This is a genomic window from Streptomyces sp. NPDC048383 (assembly GCF_040651775.1).
In the GTDB taxonomy this organism is placed as follows: Bacteria; Actinomycetota; Actinomycetes; order Streptomycetales; family Streptomycetaceae; genus Streptomyces.
Genome location: NZ_JBEZKS010000011.1, coordinates 151,038 through 162,093, shown reverse-complemented (window position 1 = coordinate 162,093; position 11,056 = coordinate 151,038). Strand labels below are relative to the sequence as shown.

General features: G+C 73.9%; 7 protein-coding genes. 3 read left to right on the top strand and 4 right to left on the bottom strand.

Features of this window, described 5'->3' with window-relative positions; all coding sequences use genetic code 11:
- Positions 1-121 precede the first annotated feature (121 nt).
- From AB0D46_RS11075 to AB0D46_RS11060, 4 genes are all read right to left on the bottom strand, one after another.
- Positions 122-4,009 (bottom strand): multifunctional oxoglutarate decarboxylase/oxoglutarate dehydrogenase thiamine pyrophosphate-binding subunit/dihydrolipoyllysine-residue succinyltransferase subunit, encoded by a 3,888-nt coding sequence (locus AB0D46_RS11075; RefSeq protein WP_362877005.1) that lies wholly within the window; start codon positions 4,007-4,009, stop codon positions 122-124.
- A 258-nt stretch (positions 4,010-4,267) separates the two neighbouring features.
- Positions 4,268-5,401, bottom strand: coding sequence for a HAMP domain-containing sensor histidine kinase (locus AB0D46_RS11070; protein WP_362877004.1), 1,134 nt, complete (start codon positions 5,399-5,401; stop codon positions 4,268-4,270).
- Positions 5,398-6,138 carry a response regulator transcription factor gene (locus tag AB0D46_RS11065; RefSeq protein ID WP_362877003.1) on the bottom strand — a complete coding sequence of 247 codons (741 nt, stop codon included), beginning with the start codon at positions 6,136-6,138 and terminating at the stop codon, positions 5,398-5,400. The genes AB0D46_RS11070 and AB0D46_RS11065 overlap by 4 nt, the downstream gene beginning before the upstream one ends.
- Positions 6,139-6,355: 217 nt before the next feature.
- A complete protein-coding gene (locus AB0D46_RS11060) occupies positions 6,356-6,862 on the bottom strand; it encodes a hypothetical protein (protein WP_362877002.1) in 507 nt (168 codons plus the stop codon).
- A gap of 180 nt (positions 6,863-7,042) precedes the next feature.
- Between AB0D46_RS11060 and AB0D46_RS11055 the strand changes: the two genes are divergently transcribed.
- The 3 genes from AB0D46_RS11055 to AB0D46_RS11045 all read left to right on the top strand — a co-directional run bounded on the left by AB0D46_RS11055 (position 7,043) and on the right by AB0D46_RS11045 (position 10,958).
- Positions 7,043-8,377, top strand: a complete 1,335-nt coding sequence (locus AB0D46_RS11055) for a hypothetical protein (protein WP_362877001.1) — start codon at positions 7,043-7,045, stop codon at positions 8,375-8,377.
- A 576-nt stretch (positions 8,378-8,953) separates the two neighbouring features.
- A complete protein-coding gene (locus AB0D46_RS11050) occupies positions 8,954-9,853 on the top strand; it encodes a sulfurtransferase (protein ID WP_362877000.1) in 900 nt (299 codons plus the stop codon).
- A 331-nt stretch (positions 9,854-10,184) separates the two neighbouring features.
- Entirely contained in the window at positions 10,185-10,958 is a 774-nt protein-coding gene (locus AB0D46_RS11045) for a DUF4097 family beta strand repeat-containing protein (RefSeq protein WP_362876999.1), read from the top strand.
- Positions 10,959-11,056: the final 98 nt, after the last annotated feature.

Genomic DNA, 11,056 nt, shown 5'->3' with positions numbered 1-11,056 from the left:
CCGCCGTCGCCCTCGCGGGGACCGCCCGCCGGATGGGTGTCGTCAGCGCCGGCTTCGGCGTGCTCGGCGCGGCCGGACCGCTCCTCGGCCGGGCCTTCCACGCTTCGACGCTCCGGGCCGACTACGCCTCGAAGACCTCGTTCAGCAGGAGCTGCTGCTCCGCCTGGTGACGCTTCGCGGAACCGACCGCCGGGGACGAACCGTGCGGACGGGAGATCCGCCGCAGCCGCTCGCCCGCCGGGACCTCCGCGCCGACCGCCAGGTCGAGGTGGTCGATCAGGTTCAGCGCGATGAACGGCCACGCACCCTGGTTCGCCGGCTCCTCCTGCGCCCAGATGTACTTCGCCGCGTTCGGGAACTTGGCGATCTCCGCCTGGAGCTCCGCGCCCGCCAGCGGGTACAGCCGCTCGATGCGGATGATCGCCGTGTCGGTGATGCCGCGCTTCTCCCGCTCGGCCTCCAGGTCGTAGTAGACCTTGCCCGCGCAGAAGACGACCTTGCGGACCGCGTTCGGGTCCACGGTGGCGTCACCGATGACCGGACGGAACGAACCGGTCGTGAACTCCTCCGCCTTCGACGCCGCCGCCTTCAGACGCAGCATCGACTTCGGCGTGAAGATGATGAGCGGCTTGTGGTGCGGGTTGTGGACCTGCCAGCGCAGCAGGTGGAAGTAGTTCGACGGCAGGGTCGGCATCGCGACCGTCATGTTGTCCTGCGCGCACATCTGGAGGAAGCGCTCGGGACGCGCGGACGAGTGGTCCGGGCCCTGGCCCTCGTAGCCGTGCGGCAGCAGCAGCGTGACGCCGGAGGTCTGGCCCCACTTCTGCTCGGCCGAGGAGATGAACTCGTCGACGACGGTCTGCGCGCCGTTGACGAAGTCACCGAACTGGGCCTCCCAGAGGACCAGCGCGTCCGGACGGGCCAGCGAGTAGCCGTACTCGAAGCCCATCGCCGCGTACTCGGAGAGCAGCGAGTCGTAGACGTTGTAGCGGGCCTGGTCGTCCGACAGGTAGAGCAGCGGGGTGTAGTCCTCGCCGGTCTCCCGGTCGATGAGGACCGCGTGGCGCTGGCCGAACGTGCCGCGGCGGGAGTCCTGGCCCGACAGGCGGACCGGGGTGCCCTCCATCAGCAGCGAACCGAAGGCGAGGGTCTCGCCCATGCCCCAGTCGATGGTGCCCTCGTCGATCATCGACGCGCGGCGCTGCAGCTGCGGCAGCAGACGCGGGTGGACGGTGACGTTGTCCGGGATGTTGACCTGGGACTCGGCGATCCGCTTCACCACGTCCTGCGAGATCGCGGTGTTCACCTCGACCGGGAACTCCTGCGCGGTCTGCGCCGGCGTCACCGGGGCGCCGACGGCCGGAGCCGTGGCGGCCTCGCGGACCTCCGCGAAGACCTTCTCCAGCTGGCCCTGGAAGTCCTGGAGCGCCTGCTCCGCCTCTTCCAGCGTGATGTCGCCGCGACCGATGAGGGACTCGGTGTACAGCTTGCGCACCGAGCGCTTCTTGTCGATCAGGTCGTACATCAGCGGCTGCGTGAACGCCGGGTTGTCCGACTCGTTGTGACCGCGACGGCGGTAGCAGATGAGGTCGATGACGACGTCCTTGTTGAACGCCTGACGGAACTCGAAGGCGAGCCGCGCGATGCGGACCACGGCCTCCGGGTCGTCACCGTTCACGTGGAAGATCGGCGCCTCGATCATGCGGGCCACGTCGGTCGCGTACATCGACGAACGCGAGGACTCCGGGGCGGCGGTGAAACCGACCTGGTTGTTGATCACGACGTGGACGGTGCCGCCGGTGCGGTAGCCGCGCAGCTGCGACATGTTCAGCGTCTCGGCGACCACGCCCTGGCCCGCGAAGGCCGCGTCGCCGTGCAGCGCCAGCGGCAGGACGGTGAAGTCCGTACCGCCCTTGTTGATGACGTCCTGCTTGGCGCGGGCGACACCCTCCAGGACCGGGTCCACCGCCTCCAGGTGCGAGGGGTTCGCGACGAGCGAGACCTTGATCTGCTCCCCGTCCAGGCCCGTGAAGGTGCCCTCGGCGCCCAGGTGGTACTTGACGTCGCCGGAGCCGTGCATCGACTTCGGGTCGAGGTTGCCCTCGAACTCGCGGAAGATCTGCGCGTACGACTTGCCGACGATGTTCGCGAGCACGTTCAGCCGGCCGCGGTGGGCCATGCCGATGACGACCTCTTCGAGGCGGGCCTCGGCGGCCGAGTCGATGACGGCGTCGAGCAGCGGGATGACGGACTCGCCGCCCTCCAGCGAGAACCGCTTCTGGCCGACGTACTTCGTCTGCAGGAAGGTCTCGAAGGCCTCCGCCGCGTTCAGCCGGCGCAGGATCCGCAGCTGCTCCTCGCGCTCCGGCTTGGAGTGCGGACGCTCGATGCGGTCCTGGATCCAGCGACGCTGCTTCGGGTCCTGGATGTGCATGAACTCGACGCCGGTGGTGCGGCAGTACGAGTCGCGCAGCACACCGAGGATGTCGCGGAGCTTCATCATCGACTTGCCGGAGAAGCCGCCGACCGCGAACTCGCGCTCCAGGTCCCACAGGGTGAGGCCGTGCTCGGTGATGTCGAGGTCGGGGTGCTTGCGCTGCTTGTACTCCAGCGGGTCGGTGTCGGCCATGACGTGGCCGCGGACCCGGTAGGAGTGGATCAGCTCGAAGACGCGGGCGGCCTTCGTGACGTCGTCGTCGTGCGAGGCGTCGATGTCCCGGTTCCAGCGGACCGGCTCGTACGGGATCCGCAGCGCCTCGAAGACGTCGTCGTAGAAGCCGCTCTCGCCCAGCAGCAGGTTCGCGACGATGCGCAGGAACTCGCCGGAGGCCGCGCCCTGGATGACCCGGTGGTCGTAGGTCGAGGTCAGGGTCATGACCTTGGAGATGCCCAGCTTGTTCAGGGTGTCCTGCGAGGTGCCCTGGAACTCGGCGGGGTAGTCCATGGAGCCGACGCCCATGATGACCGACTGTCCGGGCATCAGGCGGGGCACGGAGTGCACGGTGCCCAGGCCGCCGGGGTTGGTCAGCGAGACGGTGACGCCCGTGAAGTCGTCCATCGTCAGCTTGCCGATGCGGGCCCGACGGACGATGTCCTCGTAGGCCATCCAGAACTCGAAGAAGTTGAGGGTTTCGGCCTTCTTGATGCCGGCGACGACGAGCTGGCGGTCGCCGTTGGGCTTCACCAGGTCGATCGCGAGACCGAAGTTGATGTGCTCCGGCTTGACCAGGGTCGGCTTGCCGTCCTTCTCCGCGAAGGAGTGGTTCATGACCGGCATGGCCTTGATCGCCTGCACCATCGCGTAGCCGATGAGGTGCGTGAAGGAGATCTTCCCGCCCCGGGCGCGCTTGAGGTGGTTGTTGATGACGATGCGGTTGTCGAACAGCAGCTTCACCGGGACGGCGCGGACGGAAGTGGCCGTCGGCACGTCGAGGGAGGCGTTCATGTTCTTGGCGACGGCCGCGGCCGGGCCGCGGAGCGTCACCAGCTCGGGGCCCGTGGGGGCCTCGGCGGAGGGCGCGGCCTTCTGGGCGGCGGGAGCGGCAGCCGGAGCTGCCGGGGCCTGAGGGGAGGGCGCGGCCGGTGCGGCGGCCGGGGCCTGGGAGGTGACAGTCACAGCAGGGGCACCAGAGGGGGTGGCAGGAGCAGGGGCAGGAGCTGACGCGGGCGTGGGCGCGGCGGAGACCGGGGCGGCGGCGCCCGCCGCCCCCGTGGCGGCGTCGGCGGCCTGCGGGCCCCGGGCGGCGGGAGCGGCGGCCTGTGCGGAGGCGCCGTCCGTCGTCGTGGGCTTCTCGGGACTGTCCGACTTCACCGGAGCGACTGCGCCCCCGGGCTTGTAGTCGGCGAAGAAGTCCCACCAGGCCCGGTCGACAGAGTTCGGGTCCTGGAGGTACTGCTGATAGATCTCGTCGACGAGCCACTCATTCGCACCGAAGCCTGAGGCAGGGGTCTTCCCACGCTCTGCTGTTTCGGTCGTGGTGCTCGGGTTACTGGGGGACTGTGGCGACACGGCGGCAACCGCCCTCTTCCGCTTCACAAGGTATGGACAGCGGTGATAAAGGCTACGCCTCCCCGGCCACCCAATGCAGGCCGGGCGGGACTTCCGTCGTGCAGGTCACATCGAACGGCGGGTTTCGCCGCTTGGAATGGCGGGAAACAAGCGCGGTTCGGGTAGCCGACAACCAGGTTGCGGCCTCCGTGGCTTCGCACCCCTGACGACCCCGGGCACATGTGGCCGAGATCATGTCCTTCCCACTCGAACCCTACGTCAAGACGCCGCCGGTGAGCTGCCCGGAAGAGTGACAAGGATTCGGCAACCTCGTGACGATTCGGCCACGCCGATCGCGCCGCCGTGCAGGCCCACGGCCCACTGGGCGATCGCCAGCCCCAACCCGGTGCCGCCGTCGCCGCTCCGGGCGGCCCCCCGGTTGAAGCGCTCGAAGACCCGGTGCCGCTCGGCCTCCGGTATGCCCGGACCCTCGTCCACGACCTCCAGCTCCAGGCTCCCCGGCTCCTCCCCGGCCCGCGCCCGCACCGTGACCCGGCCGTGCGGCGGACTGTGCTTGACCGCGTTGTCGATCAGGTTCGCCACCACCTGGTGCAGCCGCTCCGCGTCCGCGTACGCCGTCAGCACCGGCGGGAACACGTCCAGGTGCAGGTGCACGTCATTACGGGTGTGCCCGCCCGACCCGGTCGTCAGCCCCGGCCGCCCGGCGGCCGCCAACCCCGACTCCTTCAACACCCCCGACAGGTACGGCCACACCTCGAAACGGCGCGCCCGCAACGGCACCACCCCGTTGTCGACCCGGGACAGGTCCAGCAGCGTCTCCACCAACCGGCCCAGGCGCTCCGTCTGCTTCAGCATCGTCCGCATGGTCTCCGGATCGGCGGCCGAAACCCCGTCCACCACGTTCTCCAGCACCGCCCGCAGCGCCGCGATCGGCGTCCGCAGCTCGTGCGAGACGTTCGCGACCAGCTCCTTGCGGTGCCGGTCCACCGCCTCCAGGTCGTCGGCCATCAGGTTGATCGTGGTGGCCAGGTCGCCCAGCTCGTCCCGGCGGCCCGCCCCGCGCACCCGGCGCGTGTAGTCCCCCTGGGAGATCGCCCGCGCCACCCGCGTCATGTCGTCCAGCGGCGCCGTCAGGCCGTGCGCCACGAACTGCGTGATCAGCATCGAGGCGATCACCGAGAACACCGTGATGAACCGCAGCTCGGTGTCGGTGCGCAGCGCCACCAGCAGCAGCCCCGTCGTGATGAACACCGAGACCACGACGAGCGTGCCCAGCTTCGTCTTGATGGAGAACGGCGAGTACGGCCGCAGCCCGCCCGCCGACCGCCCGGCCGGAGCCCGCGTACCGGGCCGGCGGCCGCCCGGCCGACGCTGCGAGGTGCCGCCGCTCATGCCTGGGCCGGGGTCTCCAGGGCGTACCCGACGCCGTGGACCGTACGGATCCGCTCCGCCCCGATCTTGCGGCGCAGCGCCTTGATGTGACTGTCGACCGTACGGGTCCCGGACGCGTCGGCCCAGTCCCACACCTCGGCCAGCAACTGCTCCCGGGACAGCACCGCCCGCGGGGTCCCCGCCAGGCACACCAGCAGGTCGAACTCCGTCGGCGTCAGGTGCACGTCCTCCGCCTGCACCCGGACCCGGCGCTGCGCGTGGTCGATCTCCAGGTCGCCCAGGCGCAGGGTCGCCCCGCGCGGGGCGTGCGCGGCCAGCGTGGCCCGCTCCACCCGCCGCAGCAGTACGTGGACCCGCGCCGCCAGCTCCCGCATGGAGAACGGCTTCGTCATGTAGTCGTCGGCCCCGACCCCGAGGCCCACCAACATGTCGGTCTCGTCGTCCCGGGCGGTCAGCATCAGCACCGGAACCGGCCGCTGCGCCTGGACCCGGCGGCACACCTCCAGCCCGTCGAAGCCGGGCAGCATGACGTCCAGGACCAGCAGCTCGGGCAGCCAGCTCTCGGCCGCGGCGACCGCCGCCGGACCGTCGTACGCCGTCTGCACCTGGAAGCCCTCGGCGCGCAGCCGGGCCGAGATGGCGTCGGCGATGGTGCGGTCGTCCTCGACCACGAGCACGCGCCGTTGGGCGCCCGGGGTGGCCGCGGCGCCCGTGTGGGTGGTGTGTGTCTGTTCCATGTCCCGCCCCTGAAGATCCCGCGTGATGGGGTGCAGCGTAGAGGAGCCACCGGCCTGCGGCTATGCACGGTTCGGACAGGGAGCACCGGGACGCGACCACCGCCGCGGCCCGTCGCGGGGGAGGCGGGGGCCGTGCGCGCGGCCCTTCCCGGGCCCCGGGGGTCCCGCCCGGCGGCCGGCCGCCGGTGACGTACCTCTCACCGGGCGGGGCCGTGCGTCAGGGTGACGGCTCGAAGGGCGGCAGTCGGTCCAGGACCGTCGTCAGGCCCGGGGTCAGCGAGGACTGGTCGGAGCTGACCTCCGTGCGACCGTGGACGAAGGCGTACACGAAGCCGTCGTAGACGGGCCGGTCGGCCGTCGCGACCCGGGGCAGCCGCGGCAGATCGGCCTCCCGGAGCGCGCCGCGCAACGCCTCCAGCGCGGCCGGCGCCAGCTTCCCGGCTCCCTCGGGGCGGCCCTGCCCGTCCTGGCGGGCCCAGGAGCCGTCGCCCTCGACGACCAGCGTGTGGGTCCGGCCGGCGTAGCCGCCGGTACGGGAGACCCGCAGCAGGGTCGCGGTGGCGGGGGGCGGGACGCTGCTCGGGGAAGGTGCCCGGCCGGCGGTGGGGGCGGCCGGGGCGCTCGCGGCGGGCTTCGGGTCGGGGACGGCGCCCGGATCCGGGTCCGCGCCCGAGGCACAGCCGGCGAGGGCCGCTGCTCCCAGCACCAGCACCAGCACCCGCACCCGCACCAGCGGCGCCGGCGACGGCGACGCGGTGCGCGCCGGTCGTGCCGGTGGCCTCGTCCTTCGGAACGCTCGCACACCCACCTCCGCGGGTCTCGGCCCCGACCCCGAGTATGGAGTGCCCACCGCCCCGTCCGAAAGCATCCGGAGGCCGTCATCCGCCGCATCGCCCCCTGGCGCGTGGTCCCCGCGACCGTGGCCCTGCTCCTCGGCCTGTGGGGACTGCGGCGCGGCCCCGGCGGCGGCAGCATGTGGCGCGACGAATCCGTCACCTGGCAGGTGGCCCACCGGCCCCTGACCGGCCTGTGGGAACTCCTCGGGCAGGTCGACGCCGTCCACGGCCTGTACTACCTGCTGATGCACGGGGTGTTCGCCCTCGGGGACGGCGGCCCGTGGGCGCTGCGGCTGCCCTCGGTCGCCGGCACGGCCCTCGCCGCCGCCGGAGTGGCCGCGGTCGCTCACCGGGCGGCGGGCGAGCGGGCCGCGCTGTGGGCCGGAACCGCCTACGCCGTTCTGCCGCCCGTGCAGATGTACGCGCAGGAGGGGCGCTCGTACGCGCTCGTCGCGGCCGCCGTGATCTGGGCGACCCACCTGATGCTGCGCGGGCGGTGGACCGCGTACGCGGTCGTGCTGCTCCTCGGCTGCTGGCTGCACGAGTTCGCCGTCCTCGCGCTGCTCGCCCACGCCCCGGTCGCCCGGCACGCGCGCGGCTGGCGGTGGAGCGCCGCCGCCGTCCTCGCCGGCCTGCTGCCGCTCGCGGTGGTCAGCGCCCGGCAGGCGCAGCAGCAACTGGGCTGGCTCGGCCGGCCGTCGTGGCAGGACTGGGCGGCGTACGGGGTCCTCACGGCCGCCGTGCTGCTGCTCGCGCGGAAGGCCCCGGCGGGCGAACGGGACCTCGTACGGGTCGCCGTGCCGCTCGCGCTGCTCCCGCCCGGGCTGCTGATGGCCGTCTCGCTCGTCCACCCCTGGTACGTCGACCGGTACGTCCTCTACTCCCTGACCGGCCTCGCCCTGCTCGCCGGGGCGCGGCTCGCGCGGCCGCGGGGGGTGGTGCCGTGGCTGCTGGTGGCCGTGCTGGCCGTGCCGTTCGGGACGTGGTCGGCGTGGCTGCGGACCCCGGACAGCCGCAAGGACGACGTCCTCGCGGTTGCCGCCGCCGTCCGGGAGCGGGCCCGGCCGGGGGACGCCGTCCTGTTCATGCCGTCCCGGCGGCGGGAGTGGCTGCTGTCCTCGCCCGACGCGTACGAGGGCCTGCGCGACGTGGCCCTGGACCGCGGCCCGGCCGACTCGCGCAGCCTCCAGGGCACCGAGCGCACCGCGGCCGCCGTCCGCGCCGCGCTGGCCGCCTCCCCCCGGGTGATCGCCTTGCTGGACCCGGCCGGCCAGCCCCTGGACCCCTACCCGCACGAAGCCGCCAAGCGCGAAACCCTGGCGTCCTCCTTCACCCTGTGCTCGATGACCCCGGTCCGCGGCGCCCGCATCGCGGTGTACGCCCACCCGGGCAGCTGCGACTGAACCAGGGGCGCGGGGGCGCGGGGCGCGCCGGAGGGGGGCGGGTGGCCGCGGCAGCCGGGCCGTGCCGGCGGGGGCGGGCGCCCCGGGCGGCGCCACCCGTGCGGAGTCGGGGCGGCTCCGTGGGGTGGCCGTCCGGGCCGGGGAGGGTGTCTGCGGGGGGCGCGCGCGTCCCGGGCCGGGCCGAGGAGGCCACCCCCGACTCGGCCCGGCGGAACCCGGGGCGGCGCCACCCGTGCGTCCCCGGGCCCGCGCCGCGGGGCGGCGGTACGGCGCCGGCCGCCCGGGCCGACTCCGGGCGGTCGGGCCGACTCCGGGCGGTCGGGGCCCGGTTCGAAGGCGGGGGCCCGTCCGGGCGGGGTGGGGGCGCGGAGCACCGGTGCTCGGGGTTGCCGCCGGCCGGTGCGGTCGGCGGTGGTGGCGCCGGGGTGGGGTGGTGTGGGTGGGGGGAGGGGGAGAGGGTGCGGAGACGGCGGAAAACTGCGCGACCGGGCGGGCGTTGGGCGCGAGGATGACCCGGTCATGCCGTGCGGCGGCCCTGTTCCGTCGCCGTGTCCCGCCGAGCCTTCGGAGTTGCCCATGCCGCCGTCAGCGGAACCCGTGCCCACCCCTCCCGCCGCCCGGACCGGCGTCGACGCGTTGCCCGGGCCCCTCGTCGGGGCGGGATGGGTCGAGGAGCGGCTCGGTGGGAGCGGGCTGGTGCTCCTCGACGCCTCCGTCGGGGCCCACCGGGGAGCGGAGCGTCGGATTCCGGGAGCGCGGCCCTTCGACCTCGACGGTGCCCTGTCCGACCACACCGGCGCCGCCCCGCACACGATGCCCGGCCCCGAGGAGTTCGCCGCGGCGATGCGCGGCCTCGGCGTGGACGACACCGACACCGTGGTCGTCTACGACGGCGCCGGGATCTACTCCAGCGCCCGCGCCTGGTGGATGCTGCGCGCGATGGGCTTCGACCGGGTCGCCGTCCTGGACGGCGGCCTACCCGCCTGGACGGCCGCCGGCCTGCCCGTCGAGGAGACGGCGCCCGCGTACGACGGCCCGCCCGGCTCCTTCACCCCCCGGCCGCGCCCCGGGCTGGTGGTGGACGCCGACACCGTCGCGAAGGCCCTGACCGACCCCGCCGCGACGGTGTTCGACGCCCGCACCCGGGGCCGCTTCGCCGGAACCGCCCCCGAGCCGCGCGCGGGCCTGCGCGGCGGCCACATGCCGGGAGCGGTGAACCTCCCCTTCGGGGAACTCCAGCGCCCCGACGGGCTGATGCTCCCCGAGGCCGAACTCCGCGCCGCCTTCGCGCCGCTGACCGGGAGCGCCGAGCGGCTCTACTTCAGCTGCGGATCCGGGGTCACGGCCTGCGTCCTCGCCCTCGGCGCCTCGCTGGCCGGGTACCGGGACCTGGCGGTGTACGACGGCTCGTGGAGCGAGTGGGGCGACCCCGCCGGTGGCCGTCCGGTGGCACCCGCCACCCCACCGACCGGCTGACCGAGCCCGCGAACGTGCACCCCGCCCCCGCACCCGAACCCGCCCCCACCGCCCCGAAGCCGTGCGCACCGGCGGTGGCCCCGCCCCTCGGGGACGCGCCCGCCGGCGGATGCGGGGGAGCGTCCGGGCTCCGAGGATGGGAGGCGGTGCGCCCGCTGCCGGGTGTCCGGCGGCGGGGCCGGCCCTGCCTCGGGGACCCCGGCTCCCGGTCCCGGGCCCGCTGCCGAAGCGGCCCGCCACGGTCCCGTCCGCCCCCCGGGGGGATAGCCCCACCCCCGGCCCGGGTACCGGCACCAGCGTGGTGGGCGGGGGCGGTCGACAGACTTGGCGCATGGCATCCGACACCGCATCAGCCCTGCTCGCCCGTAAGACGGTCGGCGCCACGGCCGCCGCCGTGCTGCTCCTGCTCGCGGGGTGCTCCCTCGACGACATCGGGGTGAAGACGTCCACCAAGTCCGTCGCCGCCGACGCCACCGTCACCGAGGCGGTCACGGCCGTCGAGGTCGCCGACGGGCGGAGCGGTTCCGTCGAGGTGACGGCCGGCGCCGGGCCCGGGGTCGTCGTCCACCGGACCGTGCACTACCGCGGGGACACCGCGCCCGTGCCGGGGCAGCGGGTGACGGACGGGGTCCTCACCTTCACCACCGGTTGTTCGGAGACCTGCTGGGTCGACTACCGCCTGGAGGTTCCCGCCGCCGCGAAGGTCAAGGTCGGCAGCAGCAGCGGCCGCATCACGGTGACGGGCGTCGCGGCCGCGGAGCTGACCTCGGATTCCGGGGACGTGCGGGCCGATCGGATCGCGGGCCCGTTGAAGGTCCGTACGTCCTCCGGCTCGATCAACGCCGCCGACCTGGCCGGCCCGGAGGCCGACGTCCGCTCCGAATCCGGCGACGCCCGTCTGGGCTTCAGGGCCGTCCCGGTCTCGGTGAGCGCCGTCACCACCTCGGGCGACGTCACGCTGCGCGTCCCGCGTGCCCCGTACCAACTCTCCGGCTCCAGCACCTCCGGCGACCGCGACATCACCCTGCCCCACGCCCCCGCCGCGCCCTCCCGGCTGCGCCTCGAAACGACATCGGGCGACATCGAGGCCTCCGCCCTGACCTGAGGCTCCGGGGCCGACCCACCGAGCGGGGCAGCGCCCGGACCCGACACCCGGACGTCCGTTCGCCCCCGGCGAACGGGGGGTGGGGAACATTGGGGGGC

Coding starts and splice junctions, on each gene's coding strand:
- AB0D46_RS11050 (WP_362877000.1), top strand. CDS start 8,954: ATGCCGCCGTCAGCGGAACCCGTGCCCACCCCTCCCGCCGCCCGGACC.
- AB0D46_RS11065 (WP_362877003.1), bottom strand. CDS start 6,138: ATGGAACAGACACACACCACCCACACGGGCGCCGCGGCCACCCCGGGC.
- AB0D46_RS11070 (WP_362877004.1), bottom strand. CDS start 5,401: ATGAGCGGCGGCACCTCGCAGCGTCGGCCGGGCGGCCGCCGGCCCGGT.
- AB0D46_RS11045 (WP_362876999.1), top strand. CDS start 10,185: ATGGCATCCGACACCGCATCAGCCCTGCTCGCCCGTAAGACGGTCGGC.